Here is a 17,691-nt window from a genome sequence, read left to right on the forward strand (position 1 = left end):
TCGGGTGCTCGCACTCGTCACCGGCGCGGCCGGCTTCATCGGATCACACCTGGTCGACCGGCTCGTCGCCGACGGCCACGAGGTCATCGGCGTGGACGACATGTCCTCGGGCGCCAACGTCCGCCCCGGTCTCGAACTCTGGGAGATGGACGTCGGCGACCCGGCGCTCGTCGAGCGCGCCGCGGCCCGGCGCCCCGAGGTGATCTGCCACCTCGCCGCGCAGGTGAGCGTGCGCGCCAGCGTCGCCGATCCGCCGGCCGACGCGCGCACGAACGTGGTCGGCACGGCGAACGTGCTGGAGGCGGCGCGGGCGGCGGGCGGCCGCAAGGTCGTGTTCACGTCGAGCTGCGCGGTGTACGGGGTGCCGGACGCGCTGCCCGTCCCGCCGGACGCCGAGCTGCGGCCCGCGTCCCCGTACGCGGCGTCGAAGGTCTCCGGCGAGGTGTACGCGGCCACCTACAAGGCGCTGTACGGCATCGACTACACGACGCTGACGCTGGCGAACGTCTACGGGCCGCGGCAGACCCCCGAGGGCGAGGCCGGCGTCGTCTCGATCTTCACGGACGCGCTGCTGGCGGGCCGCCCCACGCGGGTCTACGGCGACGGCACCCAGACCCGCGACTACGTCTACGTGCTGGACGTGGTCGACGCGTTCGCCCGCGCGGCGGGCGAGGCGGGCGGCGGGCGGCGCCTCAACGTGGGCACCGGAGTGGAGACGACCGACCGGGAGCTGCACACGCTGGTCGCCGAGGCGGCGGGCGCGCCGGACGACCCGGAGTTCGCGCCGCCGCGGCTGGGCGACCTCCCCGCGATGTCCGTCGATCCGCGGGCGACCCGGGAGGCCCTCGGCTGGGCGCCGGAGACGGGCCTCCGCGAGGGGCTGGCGGAGACCGTGGCGTGGGCGCGGGAACGGATGGCCCCGGCCTGACGGAAAGCCGGTGGTTGGTCGTTTCTGGGCATTTCCTGGGGATAATTGGGAACGCCCGGTAATGCACGTGCATTGTGACGTGCATCGACGCTGTGCAATTACGGTCGGTGTATTCTCCCGGGGCAATTGATCACTTAAGGTGACGGCCGCTTCACAGTTGGCTCTCGTTTCTCCGCATGCCTGTGTGACCTGGGCAGTTCGCGTTAGGCTTGGGCCGGAATCAGCGACGGGAGCACGTGCCCGCCCGTGAATTCGGGAGTATGTGCTCGCCCGGGCGAGAACCGGGGCCGACGAGGTCCCGGTGGCCGGCCGCGAGGCCGGCCGGCCCGGTTCGCGGGGGGAGGCAAGGAGCCATGCTCGAGCGTGTGAAGCCGGCGGTGGACGGCCGGTGCGAGAGCCCCTCGGCGGTGTCGCTGTCGATGCCCGAGGGCGTGTCCTGGGTGTAGTGCCGGCAGGCACGCGCACGCCCGGCGGCGGCCCGCCAGTCGAACCGAACACTCCTCCGTCCCGGCGGGCCCGCGCGGGCCCGCACCGCCGCGGACGGGGCCGGGTGTTCACACCCCGAGGGGGCGGCAATGCGTGGACTCCCACTCCCTGCCTGGGCGTACGTATGCGGCGTGGTCACCCTGGCGGCCGGCCTCATCGCGACGTCGTCCTTCGCGGAGATCGACTGGGGCACGCTCGCCGTGCTGGCCCTGCTGTTCCTCGTCTGCGACTCGGCGCCCGCGCGGCTGAACCTCGCCCGCGCCAGGGTGTCGCTGAGCTTCGCCGCGAGCCTGGCCTCGGTGGTCCTGCTCGGTCCGGTCGGCGCCGCGCTGGTCGGCTTCTGCGCCGTGATCACCGGCCAGCGGATCTTCGCGCCGGTCAAGCGGGTCTTCAACGGCGCGCAGTTCGCGCTCAGCGGCTTCACCGCCGGGACGGTCTTCCAGCTCCTCGGCGGTGACCGCTTCCACCCCGAGCAGATCCGCTGGGTCGAGAACGTCATCGGGCCGTTCCTCGGCGCGCTGGTCACCTTCGTCCTGGTCAACCTGACGCTGACGGCCGGGGTGCTGCTGCTCAGCCGGCAGGCCGCCCCGCGCGAGTTGCTGCACGAGAGCGGCCAGCTCGCCGTCGGCTGCCTCGGCTACGGCATGGTCGGCCTGCTGATCGCCGGGCTGTGGCCGCGGATAGGGCCGTTCGCCGCCGTGCTGGTGCTGCTGCCGCTGCTCATCGCCCGCTGGGCGATGGACCAGGCGTACGTCCAGCAGCAGGCGCACGCCGCCACGCTCGCCGCGCTCTGCCAGGCGGTCGAGACCAAGGACTTCTACACCCGCGGGCACTCCGAGCGGGTCTCCCGCGGCTCGGTGATGATCGCGCAGGAGATCGGGATGCGGCCCGACCGGGTCGAGGCGATCCGGTACGCCGGGATGCTGCACGATGTCGGCAAGCTCGGCGTCCCCACCAAGGTCCTGCAGAAGAACGGCCCGATGACCGAGGAGGAGTTCGCCGCGATCCAGCTGCACCCGATGCGCGGGCTGGAGATCGTCCGCGAGATCGGGTTCCTGGACGAGGCGCTCGCGGGCATCATGCACCACCACGAGAAGATGAACGGCCGCGGCTACCCGATGGGCCTGGCCGGCGACGAGATCCCGGAGTTCGCCCGGGTCATCGCGGTCGCCGACGCGTTCGACTCGATGACCTCCACCCGCTCCTACCGGGCGGCCCGCAGCGTCGACGAGGCGGTGGCGGAGCTGCGCCGCTGCATGGGCGACCACTTCGACCCGGTGATCGTTGAGGCGTTCCTGCGGGCGCTCGAGCGCACCCCGTGGGAGCCGCCCGGCCCGGTCGTCCTGCCCGACGACGACGTGGTGGAGACCACCCAGCAGGACCACGACGACCCGAGCACGCCGCTGCGGGTCGCCGGCGACGAGGTGCGGCGGTGACGGGACGCCCATGAGCAGCCAGAGTGCCCGGGAGAGGGCCGCGTGGCAGAGCATCGACGCCGGCCAGCTGCTGCTGATCGCGACCGCCGGGCTGTTCGTCGTCGTCGCGGTCACGCAGGTCGCCGCGGTCGGCCTCCGGCAGCCCGACGTCGCGATCATCTTCGGCGTGCTGATCGCGCTGGGCGAGCTGTTCCGGATGGTGATGCCCGGCAACCGGGAGGTCGCGCCGATCGCCGGCGCGGGCGCGATCGGCTACGCCCTGCTGGTCGGCGTCGGCCCCGAGGGCGCCCCGCCGGACGCGCCGCTCGGCGTCGTCGCCGCCGAGCACTCGGCGCTCCAGGTCGTCGCGGTCACCGCGGCCGGGATGCTGGTCGGGTCGCTGCCGCACATCGCGGTGGGCCGCTCCCCGCGTCCGGACGCGATGGCGCGGCGGCTGTTCACCGTCGCGGTCATCGCGCTGTGCTTCCGGCCGATGCTGGCGCTCGACGTCGTGTGGCAGCTCCTGCTGGCGGTGATGGGCATCGTCGTGATCGCGTCCTGCTTCACCGACGTGCTGATCGCCGCGATGATCCGGGCGGAGGCCGTCCGGGCGCGGTTCGGGATCGCGCTGCGGGACGAGATCGAGGCCAAGATGGCGCTGTGCGCGGCCACCAGCGCCACCGCGATGCTGATCGCGGTCGCCACGACCGCGATGGGCGAGGCCGCGCTGCTGATCTTCACGGTGCCGATCCTGGTGACGCAGTTCGCGTTCCGCCGGTACGCCGGGACCCGCGCCACGTACCTGCAGACCGTCCGGGCGCTTTCGCGGGTCACCGAGGTCGGCGGCTACGTGGAGCCCGGCCATTCGCGCCGGGTGTCGCGGCTCGCGATCGCGATGGGGCGCGAGCTCGGCATGTCCGAGGAGGAGCTCCTCGAACTGGAGTACGCGGCGCTGATGCACGACATCGGCCAGCTGTCGCTCGGCGACCCGATCCCGGGCGGCGCGACCGTGCTGGCGTCCCCGGCGGAGCAGCGCCGCATCGCCGAGCTCGGCGCCGAGGTCATCAAGCAGACCGGCGTCCTGGACCGGGTCGCGCACATCGTGCAGCTGTCCTCGCACCCCTACCGGGCGGGGGGCGACCCGGGCGGCGCGGCCCCGCCGGTCTCGCCGCCGCTCGCGGGCCGCATCATCAAGGTCGCCAACGCCTACGACGACCTGGTGGGCGAGTCCTCCGACCGGGACAGGGGCGCGGCCGTGCTGGAGCGGCTGAGGCACGACTCCGCCGCCGAGTACGACCCGACCGTCGTGGAGGCGCTCAGCCGGGTCGTGGACCGCCGCCCCCGCCCGTGACGCGCCTGCGCCGCCGCGACGGCGGCGGTGAGTACGGCGGTGACCGTCCACAGCAGCAGCGCGCCGAGCCGCTGGTCGTCCAGCGGTGACGCGCCCCAGCCGCGGCCCAGCTCCTCGAACCAGCTGCCGCGGACGGTGCCGTCCCGCATCAGGGCGACCCCGGCGAGGACGTGCAGCGGCAGGACGGCGAACGGGAGCGGCGTCCCGGCCGTCCCGCGGAAGTACGCCAGCCCGATGACCAGGAAGGCGAGCATCGCGAGCGTGTGCAGCGCGTGGTTGCTGAGCGAAGGCGGGAACAGCGGCGACACGGAGAAGCCGTAGAGGCTGAGCAGGAACAGCACGGTCGCGACGATCGGATGGCAGAGCAGCCGCATCCCGCGGCAGCCGCCCGCGGCGGCGACGAGCCGCGCGTTCTCGTCCCGCATGGCCCGCACCGCCAGCCGCAGCGGAGCGCCGTAGAGGAGCAGCAGCGGTGCGACCACCCCGATGAGGATGTGCTGGACGGCGTGCGCGCTGAACAGGACCATGCTGTACCGGGAGATCCCGCTGCCGGTGGCGAGGAACGCGGCGAGGAGCCCCGCGTACCAGGCGGCGGCGCGGTACCAGGGCCAGTCCCGCACGCGGCGCAGCCCGACCCCGTACAGGACGGCCCCGGTGACGATCAGTGCGAAGAACAGCGGGTCGAGCCACCAGTCCAGCAGATAGGGGCCGGGCCCCGCCGGGCCCGGCATCGGGTAGCCGAGGCGGAGCGCGGTGAGGTCGAGCGTGTCGGGGGCGTTCTCCGGCGGGGGAGTGCGGGACAGCCCGGTGGCGAGCGCCATCGTCGCCGCCATGGCGAGGACCTCGGCCGTCCCGAGCCGCAGGAAGGGCCGCGCGCCCGTCCCGTCCCGCAGGGCGGGGATGGTGGCGCGCCGGTGCCACCAGCCGAGCACGCCGAGGACGCCGAGCGCCGCGATCTTGGCGACGACCACCCACCCGTACCGCGAGCCGAGGTTGACGCCGCCGAGGCGCACCCAGGCGTTGACGGCGCCGCTGGCTCCGACGACGGCGAACGACACCAGCGCCAGCGTGCTGTAGCGCCCGACGATCGCGGGCAGCTCGCCGCGGAGCGCGGGCCCGATGGTGATCAGGGCGACGAGCCCGCCGATCCAGAGCGCGGCGCCGAGCACGTGCGCGGCCAGGCTGTAGACGGCGAGCGCGTGGTAGGAGGCGTTCGCCGCGTGCCCGGTGAACAGCGGCGGGAGCAGCGCGGCGAGCGCGCCCGCCAGCAGGTACCCGGCGCCGCCCTCGGCGCGGGGGACGCTAGCCGCCACCGACAGCGCGACCGCGGCGGCGAGCACGAGCAGCAGCGCCCGCCCCTGGGGCAGCTCGATGAGCAGCGTCCGCATCATGTTCCCGGTGAGGCCGCCGATGCCGGTGCCGAACAGGTCCAGTGCGGTGAAGACGATCAGCGCCAGCGTGCACAGCGCCCAGACGAGCGCCGTCAGCGACACGGCCCGCAGGCAGCGGCGGCCGACGGGCGACGGCGGCCGGGCGAACACGGCCGCGACGAGCAGCCACCCGACCGTGAGGACGCCGGCGGCGTTGCCGCCGAGCTTGGCGACCGTCAGCCCGGTCTTCGTCAGCGCCCCGGTCTGCGACAGTCCGGGCGCGGCGGTCTCGCTGAGCGCCCCGCCCAGCCGCACGACCAGCGCCAGGACGACCAGCGAGAGCGCGACGGCACCGATGGCGAGCATCGGCCGGTCGGTCGGGGCGGCCTCGGCCTCCTGTGCAGCCACACCACCCCGTACGCGGCCACCAGCCCAAACGGTTCAACACCCATACCGGATGCACCCAGACCAGCCACTACAGCGACCCCGCGACGACCCTGACGCCTGCGATCGCGTCCGAAGGCAGGTTTCGAGCGAAGCAAGAAACCTGATCGCGCAGCGAGCCCCTGGGCGAGCCGGAGCGATGCAGCGATCGCGCGCAATGCCCGCCGAAGGGAGGGCCCCCAGGGCCCGAGCGCCTAGGGCACTGCGAAACAAACAGGCAGGGTAGTCAGGGCGCGGTGGAAGGGGCCGGGGCGCCATTCCAGGTCGGCGGCCGGGACGGCCAGGTCCAGTTCGGGGAGGCGGTCCAGGAGGGTTTCCATGGCCACCGACGCGATGAGCCGGGCGTGGCTCTTGGCGGGGCAGGTGTGGGGGCCGCCGGAGAACGACAGGTGCGCGCGGTTGCCCTTCCGGTCGCCGACCCGCCGGGACGGGTCGGTGTTCGCGGCCGCGTAGCTGATGAGGACGGGCTGGTGGGCGGGCAGCCGGTACCCGCGGAAGTCGATGTCCTGGCGGGGGAACGTCGTCCCGTAGCTGGCCATCGGCGGGTCGGTCCACAGGATCTCGTCGAGGGCGTCCTCGACGGGGAGGCTGCCGCCGGCGAGGTCGCCGCCGAACCGGTCGTCCGACAGCAGGAGCAGGATGCCGTTGGCGATGAGGTTCTGCTCCGGCTCGGTTCCGGCGCCGACCAGCAGCGTGAGCTGGTGCGCCATCTCGAAGTCGTCCAGCGCGGCGGGGTGGCGCATCATCCAGGACGTGACGTCCGCGCCGGGCTGCTCGCGCTTGTGCGCGACGAGTTCGAGGGTGGCCTCCGCGAGCAGCGCGTTGCCCTCTTCCGCGCCGACGGTGTCGAAGATGGCGCTCATGCCGCGGACGAGCTTGTCGCCGATGGCGTGGGGGCAGCCGAACATCTCGTTGAACACCAGCAGCGGGAGCGTGCGGGCGTACTGGATGAGGTCGGCCTTGCCGTCGGCAGCGAACCGGTCGATGAGGGTGTTCGCGGCGTCCGCGACGTGCTCGCGCAGGGCCGCGGGGTCGACGCGCTCCAGGCTGTCGACGATCACCGACCGGAGCCGGGCGTGGACGGCGCCGTTGGTGAACAGCGCGTTGGGCCGCGTCATCATCATCGGCAGCACCGGGCACTCCGGCCCGACCTCCTCCTCCCACACCTCGCTGCAGCGGGGGAACCGGTCGGGGTCGCGCATGATCTCCAGCGCCGCGTCGTACCCGAGGACGAGCGTCGCCGGGACGCCCGGCGCGATCTCGACGGGCGCGAAGTCGCCGTGCGCGCGCATCCGCGCGTAGAGGGCCTGCGGGTCCCGCGCGAACTCCGGCCCGTACATCGGGAAGCGCTCCGGGCCGGCGGGCGCCTCGGTCGCGGGCCCGTCGCCAGTGGTGGGCTCGCCGTAGCGGGGCTGGTCGGTCACGGCGTCTCCGGGTCGAGGGTGAGGAGGTGGTCGACGAGCGAGATCAGCGCCTGGGTGGACGACCGCCGGTCGCGGGCGTCGCAGGACACCAGCGGCGTGCCGGGCGCGAGGTCGAGGGCCTCGCGGACCTCGGCGTCCGGGAAGCGCGGCGACGCGTCGAAGTGGTTGACCGCCACCGCGTACGGCAGGCCCTGCCGCTCCACCAGGTCCATGATCTCGAACGACTGCTTGAGGCGCGCGGTGTCGACGAGGACCAGCGCGCCGAGGGCGCCGCGCGCCAGGTCGTCCCAGAGCCGGGTGAAGCGCTGCTGCCCGGGGGCGCCGAACAGGTAGAGGACGAGGGAGTCGCTCAGCGTGAGGCGGCCGAAGTCCATGGCGACCGTGGTGGTCGTCTTGTCCTCGATGCCGGCGAGGTCGTCGACCAGCGCGCCCGCCTGCGTCATCCGCTCCTCGGTGCGCAGCGGGCGGATCTCCGAGAGCGTCCCGACGAAGGTGGTCTTGCCGACCGCGAAGTGCCCGACGACGAGGATTTTGAGGGCGGTCCGCACGGTCTCGCGCAGGTAGGGCGTGTCAGAGGCGAGCGCGGAGTCCATCGAGCACCTCCTGTAGGAGCCGGACCCTGGACTGCCGGCCGTCCGCCGAGCCGGCCCTGGTGGTGAGGTGCCCGTCGTCGACGAGGTCGGACAGCAGGACCTTGGTGACCCCGACGGGCAGGCCGAGGTGCCCGGCGATCTCGACGACCGACAGCGCGCCGCCGCGGCACAGCTCGATGATGCGGAGCTTCTCCGGGGACAGCCCGGCTGTCGAAAGCGGTTGCCGGGGGGTCTGGGGGGTCGTCCCCCCAGCATGACGGGGCAGGTCGCCGTTGAAGATGACCAGGGTGACGAGGTCGAAGACGTTGCGGGTCGGGTGGGCGCGGCCGCCGGTGACGACGTGCGGCCGGACCAGCGCCCGCTCGTTCCTGCGGCGGGTCATGCGGGACGGCCCGCGCCCGGTCGCGGCGGGCTGGTCATCTCCTTGCCCAGCCGCTGCACGAGTTCCTGCAGCCGGAACGACACGGTCTCCATGTCCACGTGCTGCGTCGCCGACACCGCCAGGTACGCGCCGGGCCCGGCGGCGACGAGGAACACGTACCCGTCGTCGAACTCGTTGACCGTCTGCCGCCAGGTGGTGTCCGGGGCGCCGCAGAACTCGGCGGTGCTGCGGGCGAGCGACTGCAGGCCCGACATGCCCGCGGCCTGCCGCTCGGCGTCGTCCCGGCTGATCCGCTCGGAGTGGGCCATGAGCAGCCCGTCGGCCGACAGCAGGATCGCGTAGCGCGTCTCCGGCATGCGCAGCGCGTCGTCCAGCATCCAGCCGAGCCGGTTCGTCCCGTCGTCCATCGCGCCGTTCCACCCCTCGTTCATGGCCGCAGGTCCTTGCTCTCGATGGCGGGCCCCTCGGCCTCCGCGTCCCCGGACGGGGCGGCGGCGCGGCCGGACCGCGTCCCGCGCTGCCAGGCGCCGAGGCCCGCCGCGGTCTCCCGGGCCGGTCTGGCCGCGGGCCACTCCCCGGTGTCCGCCGTGCCGGGCCCCTCGTTCGTGCCGGGCCGCTCGTCCGTGCCGCCGGGCCGTTCGGCGACCGCGACGCGGCTCCGCTTGGGCAGGCCGCCCGCCGTGGACGGGCCGTCCTCCGGCCCGGCGCCGCTCTCCGCCGCCGGGCGGGGCGCGGGCACGGCCTCCGGCGGGCGCTCGTCCGGGATCTCGGTGATCAGCGCGCTCGGGACGAACACCACGGCCCGCACACCGCCGTAGGGCGAGCGCGAGTCGACCGACACCCGGAACCCGTAGCGGGCGGCGAGCACCCCCGCCACCGCGAACCCGACCTGCGGGGGGTCGCCGAGCCGGTGGATGTCCACCGTCGCCTCGCCCGACAGCAGGTCGGACGCGCGCTGGAGTTCGTCGGCGTCCATCGCGACCCCGGCGTCGTCGATCGTGATGGCGACGCCGTTGTGCGTGGAGCGGAAGTTGACCTCGACGGAGGTGTCGGGCCGCGAGTGCCGCGCGGCGTTGTCGAGCAGCTCGGCCAGCGTCAGCACGACCGGCTCCACGGCCCGGCTCGTCACCGCGCTGTTCACCGTCCCCTCCAGGTTGACCCGGAGGTAGTCGCGGATGCGGGACGTCGCGCCGCGCACCACGTCGGTCATGGAGGACGCCGACCGCTGCTGCCCCGGCCACGACCCGCACAGCACGGCGGTGGCCTGGGCGCGCCGTCCGAGCTGGGCGTTCATGTGGTCGACGCGGAGCAGGCCCTCCAGCACGTCCGGGTCGTCGTGGCGCTCCTGCATGGTCGAGATGGCGAGCTGCTGCTCGTTCGCGAGGCTCTGCACGGCGCGCATCATCGCCCGCAGCGTCGACTTCGCGGACCGGTCCGCGCGTTCCTTCACGCGCGCCGCGGACCCGGCGAACAGGTCCGTCACGGTCTGCAGCGACCGCGCGAACTCGGGCGCCTCGCGTTCCAGGTCGTGCAGCGGGCGCGCGACCCGCACGCCCGGGTTGCTCAGCGACTCCATGAGCTCGGGCAGCCGGACGTCGGCCAGGTGCCGCAGCTCCTTCTCCCGCAGCTCCAGGCCGCGCTCCAGCGCGGCGGTCCGCTCGCGCAGCGCGGCGGTCGCCCGCCGCTGGCGCAGCAGCAGGACCGCGGCGGCGATGCCGGCGCCCGCCACGAGGACGAACGCGGTCGCCAGGAGGAATTGCTCCATCAGATCCTCGGTGCACACGATTCGGGCGAGGCGGGCCGGAGCGGACCGCCTCTTGGCCGGGTGGGGTGGGTGCCGGACGGCGCGGAAATACGCCGCGGTCCGGGCACCGTAGGACGATCGCGCACGGCCGCGCTTGTGCTCACGCGCAGAGATCTTGCCGCGGGGCGCATCGCACGATCACGCGCCGTCTGAATCGCGTCACTTTCCGCTGGATTCGCCTGAATCGTCGGCGGGGTGCGTACTACGCTGCCAGGCGGCGGTCAGGGCGGTGATCAGCGGGTGCCGGGCGGTCGCCGGCGCGCGGAGCGAGCGGCGGAAGGGCCTGCGGTGGACGACTTCCTCGGCGGGCCGGTCCGGCAGAGCAGCTCGGCGTACCGGCTCGTCCTGTACCGGTCGGACCGGGCCGACCACGTCCGCCCTGTCGGAACCGACGACGCCTACCGCTTCCTCCTCCCGCTGGAAGGAGAACTGCTCGTGCTCCGCGACGGCGGCCGGGCGCGGCTCCGCCCGGGGACGGGCGGCCTGCTGTCGCCGGCGGCGCGGGTGCGGGTCGTCCAGCACCGTCCCGCCCGCGCGCTCGTCATGACGATCCCGGCGCACGAGGTGGACGGACGCCTGCACCCCGAGGCGGCGCTCGCCGCCGACCTCGACCTGTCCGCGGGCCTCGGCCGCGTCGTCGCCGACATGGTCCGCGCCGTCGGCGACGAGCCGCTCCCCGAGCCGCAGTTCGACGCCGCCTGCGACCGGATCACCGAGCTGCTGTGCCTCGTCGTCGCGGGCGGGCAGCGGCCGCCCGCGCCCGGCCACCTCGCCCAGGTGGAGGCGGTCGTGCGCCGCTACGTCCGCGAGCACGCCACCGACCCCGGCCTCACCGGCGCCGCGATGGCGCAGGACCTCGGCTGGTCGCTGCGCCAGATCCAGCTCGCCCTCCAGCGCGCCGGGACGACCCCCCGCGACCTCATCCGCGAGGAGCGGCTCCGCGTCGTCCGGGACCGGCTGCGCAACCCCCTCGACCGCGACGTCACCATCACCGACCTCGCGCACGCGACCGGCTTCTCCTCCGCGAGCGCCCTCAGCCACGCGTTCCGCCGCCGCTACGGCGTCACCCCCCGCGACCTCCGCAGGCTCACCGCCTCCCGCTGAACGGCGGCGCCCGAGTGTGTCGCATGACATGGACGCCGTCCCCGTCCCGGCCTTCACTCGTACCGTGGACGCATCCCTCGATCCGGCGCCGCCCCGCGCCCTCACGGCCTGGTCGGGCCTGAACTGCTCCGTCCTGTTCTGCGACGTCGCCGGTTTCGGCGACCCGTCCCGCGACGACGAGGACCGCCGCGTCGTCCGCGAGACCACCTACCGCATCCTCCTGACCGCGCTCGAAGCCTCGGGCGTGGACCTCGCCCACACCTACCGCGAGGACCGCGGGGACGGCGCCCTGGTGATCGTCTCGCCCGCCGTCCCGACCTCGGCCCTCGTCGACCCGCTCGCCGGCCACCTGGCCGTCGCGCTGCGCCGGCACAACCACCGCGCGAGCGAGGCCGTCCGGATCCAGCTCCGCGCGGCCCTGCACGTCGGCCCCATCACCCCCGACGTCGAGGGGCTCAACGGCCAGGCGATCATCCAGGCCGCCCGCCTCCTGGAGGCCCCGGCGCTGAAGACCGCCCTCGCCGAAAGGGGCGCCGACCTCGGCTTCATCGTCTCCCCGTTCGTCTACGACGCCTTCGTGGCCCACCTGCAAGGCCCCGTGGACCGCGCCTCCTTCGAACGGGTGACCGTCGAGGTCAAGGAGACGGCCACCGAGGGATGGATGTACCTGGCCGGCACCGGCCTCCCGGTTCGCCGGGCCGCCGCGCCGCGCTCGCCCGACCCCGGCCGCTCCCAGGGCTCCACAGTTTTCAGCGCCGACGTCGAGGTCCACGGCGACCTGGTCCTCGGCAACAAGATCATCAACGAGCGCTGACGGCGTCCCGCACCGGCGCCGGCGAGCGGGGGAGCGCGATGGTGACGGCCAGGCCGCCGGCCGGGCGGGGGACCGCCGTGATCGTGCCGTCGTGGGCCTGGACGATCGACTGGACGATGGAGAGGCCGAGGCCGACGCCCTTAGCGGTCACCACGCGGTCGGCGTCGAGGCGGCGGAAGGGCTCGAAGAGGGCGGGGATCTCGTAGGGCGGGACGACCGGGCCGGAGTTGGCGACGTGGAGGACCACGTCGTCGTTCCGGGCCCGGCAGGAGATCTTCACCCAGCCGTCCTCCGTGTTGTGGCGCAGGCCGTTCTCCAGGAGGTTCTGCACGACCCGTTCCAGGAGGAGGGCGTCGCCGGTCGTGACGGCCTCGGCCGTTTCGGTCTCGATGGTGATGCCGGCGTCCTTCGCCTCCGGGGCGGTCTGGGACGTCACGTGGTCGACGATGTCGGCCAGGTCGACCGGGGCGCGGGCGGTGATCTCGTGCTCGGAGCGGGCGAGCAGGAGCAGCCCGGTGATGAGGCGCTCGTGGCGGGCGTTGATCTGCAGCAGGGTCTCGCCGAGCCGCCGGACGTCCGGCGACGCCGACTCGCGGTGCATCGCCATCTCCACCATGGCGCGGCCCAGGGTGAGCGGGGTGCGCAGCTCGTGGGAGGCGTTGGCGACGAAGCGGCGCTGGCCGTCGAAGGAGCGGTCGAGGCGTTCGAGCATCGTGTCGAAGGTGTCGGCGAGCTCCTTGACCTCGTCGCGGGGGCCGGTCAGCGCGATCCGCTCGTGCAGGCCGCGGTCGGCGGCGGGGGAGCCGGCGATGCGGCGGGCGGTGTCGGTGACGCGGTGCAGCGGGGCGAGGATCCGGCCGGCGATGAGCCAGCCGAAGCCCACGGCGGCCGCCCCGACGGCCAGCAGCGCGATCGAGCCCTGGGTGAGCAGGGAGGAGATGGCCGCATCGTGCAGTTCGCCGCGCTCCTTCTCGAACAGGCGCCTGGTCTCGTCGGCGATCCGGGCGCTGTCCCGGGGTGCCTGCGCGGCCGGGCCCGGGCCGGTGTGGGTGGCGAGGAACTTGGTGTTGCCGCGGGAGAGCTGCTGCTCGAACAGGACATAGGTGACGCCGAGGAGCAGCACGCCCGCGACGAGGAACAGCAGGCCGTAGGTGAGGGTGAGCCGGGCGTGGAGCGACAGCCTCATGGGATCCGGTACCCCGCCCCCTTGACGGTCTCGACGACGGGCGGGTCGGCGAGCTTGCGGCGCAGTTTCAGGACGGTGAGGCGGACGGCCCCGGTGAACGGGTCGGCGTGCTCGTCCCACACCTTCTCCAGCAGCTGCTCGGCCGACACGACGGCGCCGTCGGCGCGGAGCAGCTCGGTGAGGACGGCGAACTCCTTCCTGGCGAGGGGGACGTAGCGCCCGTCCCGGAACACCTCGCGGCGCGCCGGGTCGAGGGTGATGCCGGCGCGGTGCAGCGTCGGCGGCGCGGCCGGGCGGCAGCGGCGGCCGAGGGCGTGGACGCGGGCGGCCAGCTCGGCGAACGCGAACGGCTTGGTGAGGTAGTCGTCGGCGCCGAGCCCGAGGCCGGCGACGCGGTCGGTGATCTCGGCGGCGGCGGTCAGCATCAGGACGCGCGCCGCGGTCCCGCCCCGCACGACCTCCCGGCAGACGTCGTCGCCGTGCACGAGGGGAAGATCGCGGTCCAGGACGACCACGTCGTAGTCGTGCACGCCGACGCGTTCCAGCGCGGCGGCCCCGTCGTAGGCGAGATCGACCGCGTGCGCGTCGCCGCGCAGCCATTCGGCGATCGCGTCGGCGAGCAGCCGTTCGTCCTCCGCCACCAGCACCCGCATGAGGCTCCCTCCGCCTTCTCCCGCCGCGAGTGTGCCGGAGGCGCTGTTTCGTTTCCGTTAGTGATCGGCGCCGGGACGCGGAAACGCGGGGGAAACGCCGGACCGGGTTGCATCGCTGCCCACCGGGCCGGAACCGCTCCGGCCGGGGAGACGAGGGAAGGGCACATGCGACTTCGGATACTGGCGGTCCTGCCGCTCGCGCTGGCGCTGACGCTGACCGGATGCTCGGAGGACGACGGCGGCTCGGGCGTCGCCTCGGCGGGCGGCGCGGAGCAGGGGGCCGCGGCGGGCGGCGAGAAGCTCGGCAGGGAAGAGATGGGCGTGAAGTTCGCCCAGTGCATGCGCGACCACGGCGTCGACATGGAGGACCCGAAGCCCGGCGGCCGCGTCCAGTTCAAGGTCAAGGGCGGCGAGGGCGAGCGAGCGAAGATGGACAAGGCCATGGAGGCGTGCCGCGAGTACAGCCCGCAGGCGAACGCCTCGGGGCCGCCGGACCCGCAGCAGCAGGAGCGCGCCCGCGAGTTCGCCGAGTGCATGCGCCAGAACGGGGTGGAGGACTTCCCGGACCCCGACCCGAACGAGCCGGGCATCCGGATCCAGCGGAAGAAGGGCGATGACGACGCCACCTTCGAACGGGCGCGGCAGGCGTGCGAGAAGGTGCTGCAGGGCGGCGGGAAGTGATGGGGGAGACCACCGCCGAGCGCGCTCCGGACAGGGAGGAGGAGCACCCGCCGCGCCGCCGCCGGGGCCGGCCGCGGCTGAAGATCGCCCTCGCCGCCGGCGCCCTGGCCGCGGCCGGCGGGACCGCCGCGGCCGCGGCGCTCGGCACCGGCGGGGACTCCGGCGCGGCGGCCGCGGCCGCGCTTCCGCCGGCCACCGCGAAGGTGACCGAGCAGACGCTCAGGGACACGCTCAGCGAGGAGGGGCGGCTCGGCTACGGCCCGGTGCACGTCGCGACGAGCCAGGCGAAGGGCGTGCTGACCAGCCTTCCCGACAGCGGCGACGAGATCACCCGGGGGGAGGAGCTGTACGAGGTCGACAACGACCCGGTCGTGCTGCTGTACGGGTCCAAGCCCTCCTACCGTCCGCTGGCGGTCGGCGCCGAGGGCTCCGACGTCAAGCGGTTCGAGGCGAACCTCAGCGCGCTCGGCTACGGCGGTTTCACCGTCGACGCCGAGTACACCGACGCCACGGCCGCCGCCGTCCGGGAATGGCAGGACGACCTCGGGGTGGCGGAGACCGGGATCGTGGAGCTCGGGCGCGTCGCGTACGCGTCCGGGGCCGTGCGGATCGACGGCGTCCAGGCGAACCCGGGCGAGCCCGCGGCACCCGGCAAGAAGGTGCTGTCCTACACCGGCACCGCCAAGGCCGTGACCGTCGAGCTGGACACCGCCGACCAGCGGATGGCGAAGAAGGGCGCGGCCGTCGAGGTGACGCTCCCGGAGAACGAGGAGGTCACCGCGAAGATCGACGAGGTCACGACGGTGATCGACCCGGGCGAGCAGGGCGAGGAGCCGACGACCCGGGTGGAGGTGACCATCTGGCTCGACTCCGGGAAGGCGAAGAAGGCCGCCGCCGCGTACGCCCTGGCCTCCGTCGACGTCACCTTCACCGCCGGGGAGCGCGAGAACGTGCTGACCGTGCCGGTCTCCGCGCTGGTCGCGCTCAGCGAGGGCGGCTTCGGTGTAGAGGTCGTCAAGGGCTCCACCTCGTCCTATGTCCCGGTGGAGGCCGGCCTGTTCGCGGACGGGAAGGTCGAGGTCTCCGGCCCGGGGATCGCGGCGGGCACGGTCGTGGGGGTGCCGAAATGATCGAGCTGCGGGACGTGACCAAGCGCTACCCCGGCGGCGTCCGCGCCCTGGACGGCGTGTCGCTGCGCGTCGCCGCCGGGGAGCTGGTCGCGATCGCCGGGCCGTCCGGCTCGGGGAAGTCGACGATGCTGCACGTCCTCGGCACGCTCGACCGGCCCACCTCGGGCGGCGTCCGCATCGCCGGGCACGACGTGGGACGGCTGCCGGACGCGAAGCTGTCGGCGCTCCGGGCGGCCGCGATCGGCTTCGTCTTCCAGCACTTCCACCTTGCGGCGGGCACCCGGGCGATCGACAACGTCGCGGACGGCCTGCTGTACACCGGGCTCCGCGCGGCGGTGCGGCGCCGGCGGGCGGCGGCGGCGCTGGAGCGCGTCGGCCTCGGCCACCGGCTGGACCATGAGCCGCACGAGCTGTCCGGCGGCGAGCGGCAGCGCGTCGCGATCGCGCGGGCGGTGGCGGGCGAGCCCGCGCTTCTCCTCGCCGACGAGCCGACCGGCGCGCTCGACTCGGCGTCGGGAGGCGGGGTGATGGCGCTCCTCCGCGAGCTGCACGCCGCCGGGACCACGGTCGTGATCATCACGCACGACCGGGAGATCGCCGCGGGCCTGCCCCGCCGGGTCCGGATGCGCGACGGCCGCATCGTCGGCGACTCGGCGGCCGCCGCGCTCGCGGAGGCGGGCCGATGACCGCCCCCGTGTTGCGGCCCGCGCTCCGGCCCGCGCGGATGTGGCCGGGAGACGTGCTCCGGGTGGGCGCGGTGGGCCTGCGCACCCGCCCGATGCGGGCGTTCCTGTCGGCGCTCGGCATCGCGATCGGGATCGCGGCGATGGTCGCGGTCGTCGGCGTGTCGTCGTCCTCCCGCGCCGACCTCGACCGGACGCTCGCCGCGCTCGGCACGAACCTCCTGACGGTCTCGCCCGGCAGCACGCTGACCGGGGAGAAGGCGCAGCTGCCGCTCGAATCGGAGGCGATGGTGGCGCGGATCGCGCCGGTCCGGGAGGTGTCGGCGATCGGCCTGCTGGACGAGGCGAAGGTCTACCGGACGGACCGCGTGCCGGAGACCGAGACGAAGGGCATCGCCGCCTACGCGGCGCGCACCGACCTCCGGGCCGCCACGGGGGCCGAGCTCGCGGGCGGCGCCTGGCTGAACCCCGCGACGGGCGCGTACCCGGCGGTCGTGCTCGGCGCGACCGCCGCGGAGCGGCTCGGGATCGGCCGTCCGGACCCGGACGTGCAGATCCTCGTCGGGGGCCGCAGGTTCACCGTCATCGGCATCCTGGCCCCGGCGCCGCTGGCCCCCGAGCTGGACACGGCCGCGCTGGTCGGCTGGCCCGCGGCCGAGTCCGCGCTGGGCTTCGACGGGCACCCGACGACGATCTACACCCGCTCGCGGGAGGCGAGCGTCGAGGACGTCCGGGACGTGCTGGGCCCGACCGCGAACCCGCAGGCGCCGAACGAGGTGGACGTGTCGCGCCCGTCGGACGCGCTGGCCGCCAAGCAGGCCGCGGGCGAGGCGTTCACCGGGCTGCTGCTCGGCCTCGGCGCGGTCGCGCTGCTCGTCGGCGGCGTCGGGGTGGCCAACACGATGGTCATCTCGGTCCTGGAGCGCCGCTCGGAGATCGGCCTGCGCCGTTCCCTGGGCGCGACCCGCGGCCAGATCCGCACGCAGTTCCTCGCCGAGTCGCTGCTGCTGTCGGCGCTGGGCGGCGCGGCCGGCGCGCTCACCGGCGTGCTCATCACCGCCGCGTACGCCCTCTGCCAGGGCTGGCCGTCGGTCGTCCCGGCGTGGGCGGTGGCGGGCGGCGTCGCGGCCACCCTGGTCATCGGCGCGGTCGCCGGGCTGTACCCGGCAGTGCGGGCGTCCCGCCTCAGCCCGACCGAGGCGCTCGCCGCCGCCTGATCCCGGTGCCGGCGCATGACGGCCCC

At 74.3% G+C, this 17,691-nt stretch carries 16 protein-coding genes and 1 pseudogene; 9 read left to right on the top strand and 8 right to left on the bottom strand.

The window, feature by feature from the left end; all coding sequences use genetic code 11:
• The first annotated feature begins 4 nt into the window (after nucleotides 1-4).
• The 3 genes from IEZ03_RS25705 (at nucleotide 5) to IEZ03_RS38180 (ending at nucleotide 4,180) form a co-directional block, all read left to right on the top strand.
• A complete protein-coding gene (locus tag IEZ03_RS25705) occupies nucleotides 5-928 on the top strand; it encodes an NAD-dependent epimerase/dehydratase family protein (RefSeq protein ID WP_184887540.1) in 924 nt (307 codons plus the stop codon).
• Nucleotides 929-1,503: 575 nt separating this feature from the next.
• Entirely contained in the window at nucleotides 1,504-2,850 is a 1,347-nt protein-coding gene (locus IEZ03_RS25710; protein WP_184887538.1) for an HD-GYP domain-containing protein, read from the top strand.
• Nucleotides 2,851-2,860: 10 nt separating this feature from the next.
• On the top strand, nucleotides 2,861-4,180 hold the full coding sequence (locus tag IEZ03_RS38180) for an HD-GYP domain-containing protein (RefSeq protein WP_229808578.1): 1,320 nt from the start codon (nucleotides 2,861-2,863) through the stop codon (nucleotides 4,178-4,180).
• A 17-nt stretch (nucleotides 4,181-4,197) separates the two neighbouring features.
• Here IEZ03_RS38180 and IEZ03_RS25715 read toward each other — a convergent pair.
• The 6 genes and pseudogenes from IEZ03_RS25715 to IEZ03_RS25740 all read right to left on the bottom strand — a co-directional run.
• Nucleotides 4,198-5,916: pseudogene (locus IEZ03_RS25715) on the bottom strand (bifunctional copper resistance protein CopD/cytochrome c oxidase assembly protein); the annotation flags it as partial.
• Nucleotides 5,917-6,188: 272 nt separating this feature from the next.
• Nucleotides 6,189-7,418 (bottom strand): cytochrome P450, encoded by a 1,230-nt coding sequence (locus IEZ03_RS25720; protein ID WP_184887534.1) that lies wholly within the window; start codon nucleotides 7,416-7,418, stop codon nucleotides 6,189-6,191.
• Nucleotides 7,415-8,011, bottom strand: a complete 597-nt coding sequence (locus IEZ03_RS25725; RefSeq protein WP_184887532.1) for a GTP-binding protein — start codon at nucleotides 8,009-8,011, stop codon at nucleotides 7,415-7,417. Before IEZ03_RS25725 ends, IEZ03_RS25720 begins: the two co-directional genes overlap by 4 nt.
• On the bottom strand, nucleotides 7,989-8,393 hold the full coding sequence (locus IEZ03_RS25730) for a DUF742 domain-containing protein (RefSeq protein ID WP_184887530.1): 405 nt from the start codon (nucleotides 8,391-8,393) through the stop codon (nucleotides 7,989-7,991). The genes IEZ03_RS25725 and IEZ03_RS25730 overlap by 23 nt, the downstream gene beginning before the upstream one ends.
• A complete protein-coding gene (locus IEZ03_RS25735) occupies nucleotides 8,390-8,824 on the bottom strand; it encodes a roadblock/LC7 domain-containing protein (RefSeq protein ID WP_229808579.1) in 435 nt (144 codons plus the stop codon). The genes IEZ03_RS25730 and IEZ03_RS25735 overlap by 4 nt, the downstream gene beginning before the upstream one ends.
• Complete coding sequence (locus IEZ03_RS25740) at nucleotides 8,821-10,158, bottom strand: ATP-binding protein (protein ID WP_184887528.1); 1,338 nt, start codon at nucleotides 10,156-10,158, stop codon at nucleotides 8,821-8,823. The genes IEZ03_RS25735 and IEZ03_RS25740 overlap by 4 nt, the downstream gene beginning before the upstream one ends.
• Before the next feature lie 327 nt (nucleotides 10,159-10,485).
• Here IEZ03_RS25740 and IEZ03_RS25745 point away from each other — a divergent pair, with 327 nt between their 5' ends.
• Both IEZ03_RS25745 and IEZ03_RS25750 read left to right on the top strand, forming a co-directional pair.
• Nucleotides 10,486-11,301: an AraC family transcriptional regulator gene (locus IEZ03_RS25745; protein WP_184887526.1), complete on the top strand. Its 816-nt coding sequence runs from the start codon at nucleotides 10,486-10,488 to the stop codon at nucleotides 11,299-11,301.
• A 64-nt stretch (nucleotides 11,302-11,365) separates the two neighbouring features.
• The gene (locus IEZ03_RS25750) at nucleotides 11,366-12,115 is read left to right on the top strand and encodes a nucleotidyl cyclase domain-containing protein (protein WP_184887524.1); all 750 of its coding nucleotides are present in this window, start codon (nucleotides 11,366-11,368) and stop codon (nucleotides 12,113-12,115) included.
• On the opposite strand, the gene IEZ03_RS25755 is transcribed toward IEZ03_RS25750, so the two are convergent.
• Together IEZ03_RS25755 and IEZ03_RS25760 are read right to left on the bottom strand one after the other, a co-directional pair.
• The gene (locus tag IEZ03_RS25755; RefSeq protein WP_184887522.1) at nucleotides 12,102-13,301 is read right to left on the bottom strand and encodes a sensor histidine kinase; all 1,200 of its coding nucleotides are present in this window, start codon (nucleotides 13,299-13,301) and stop codon (nucleotides 12,102-12,104) included. The genes IEZ03_RS25750 and IEZ03_RS25755 overlap by 14 nt on opposite strands.
• On the bottom strand, nucleotides 13,298-13,954 hold the full coding sequence (locus IEZ03_RS25760; RefSeq protein WP_132045806.1) for a response regulator transcription factor: 657 nt from the start codon (nucleotides 13,952-13,954) through the stop codon (nucleotides 13,298-13,300). Before IEZ03_RS25760 ends, IEZ03_RS25755 begins: the two co-directional genes overlap by 4 nt.
• 165 nt (nucleotides 13,955-14,119) lie before the next feature.
• Between IEZ03_RS25760 and IEZ03_RS25765 the strand changes: the two genes are divergently transcribed.
• From IEZ03_RS25765 to IEZ03_RS25780, 4 genes are read left to right on the top strand one after another with little or no spacing between them, the layout of a single operon-like run.
• A complete protein-coding gene (locus IEZ03_RS25765; RefSeq protein ID WP_184887520.1) occupies nucleotides 14,120-14,635 on the top strand; it encodes a hypothetical protein in 516 nt (171 codons plus the stop codon).
• On the top strand, nucleotides 14,635-15,765 hold the full coding sequence (locus IEZ03_RS25770; RefSeq protein ID WP_184887518.1) for a peptidoglycan-binding protein: 1,131 nt from the start codon (nucleotides 14,635-14,637) through the stop codon (nucleotides 15,763-15,765). Before IEZ03_RS25765 ends, IEZ03_RS25770 begins: the two co-directional genes overlap by 1 nt.
• Nucleotides 15,762-16,451 (top strand): ABC transporter ATP-binding protein, encoded by a 690-nt coding sequence (locus IEZ03_RS25775; RefSeq protein ID WP_184887516.1) that lies wholly within the window; start codon nucleotides 15,762-15,764, stop codon nucleotides 16,449-16,451. The genes IEZ03_RS25770 and IEZ03_RS25775 overlap by 4 nt, the downstream gene beginning before the upstream one ends.
• A complete protein-coding gene (locus tag IEZ03_RS25780; protein WP_184887514.1) occupies nucleotides 16,448-17,665 on the top strand; it encodes an ABC transporter permease in 1,218 nt (405 codons plus the stop codon). The genes IEZ03_RS25775 and IEZ03_RS25780 overlap by 4 nt, the downstream gene beginning before the upstream one ends.
• The last annotated feature ends 26 nt before the right edge of the window (nucleotides 17,666-17,691 follow it).

The organism is Actinomadura livida (assembly GCF_014648675.1).
GTDB lineage: Bacteria > Actinomycetota > Actinomycetes > Streptosporangiales > Streptosporangiaceae > Spirillospora > Spirillospora livida.

Bases quoted from the DNA above. Each gene is read 5' to 3' on its own strand.
- IEZ03_RS25775 (WP_184887516.1), top strand. From the start codon at position 15,762: ATGATCGAGCTGCGGGACGTGACCAAGCGCTACCCCGGCGGCGTCCGC.
- IEZ03_RS25725 (WP_184887532.1), bottom strand. From the start codon at position 8,011: ATGGACTCCGCGCTCGCCTCTGACACGCCCTACCTGCGCGAGACCGTG.
- IEZ03_RS25710 (WP_184887538.1), top strand. From the start codon at position 1,504: ATGCGTGGACTCCCACTCCCTGCCTGGGCGTACGTATGCGGCGTGGTC.
- IEZ03_RS25735 (WP_229808579.1), bottom strand. From the start codon at position 8,824: ATGAACGAGGGGTGGAACGGCGCGATGGACGACGGGACGAACCGGCTC.
- IEZ03_RS25760 (WP_132045806.1), bottom strand. From the start codon at position 13,954: ATGCGGGTGCTGGTGGCGGAGGACGAACGGCTGCTCGCCGACGCGATC.
- IEZ03_RS25770 (WP_184887518.1), top strand. From the start codon at position 14,635: ATGGGGGAGACCACCGCCGAGCGCGCTCCGGACAGGGAGGAGGAGCAC.
- IEZ03_RS25780 (WP_184887514.1), top strand. From the start codon at position 16,448: ATGACCGCCCCCGTGTTGCGGCCCGCGCTCCGGCCCGCGCGGATGTGG.
- IEZ03_RS25740 (WP_184887528.1), bottom strand. From the start codon at position 10,158: ATGGAGCAATTCCTCCTGGCGACCGCGTTCGTCCTCGTGGCGGGCGCC.
- IEZ03_RS25765 (WP_184887520.1), top strand. From the start codon at position 14,120: ATGCGACTTCGGATACTGGCGGTCCTGCCGCTCGCGCTGGCGCTGACG.
- IEZ03_RS38180 (WP_229808578.1), top strand. From the start codon at position 2,861: ATGAGCAGCCAGAGTGCCCGGGAGAGGGCCGCGTGGCAGAGCATCGAC.
- IEZ03_RS25730 (WP_184887530.1), bottom strand. From the start codon at position 8,393: ATGACCCGCCGCAGGAACGAGCGGGCGCTGGTCCGGCCGCACGTCGTC.
- IEZ03_RS25755 (WP_184887522.1), bottom strand. From the start codon at position 13,301: ATGAGGCTGTCGCTCCACGCCCGGCTCACCCTCACCTACGGCCTGCTG.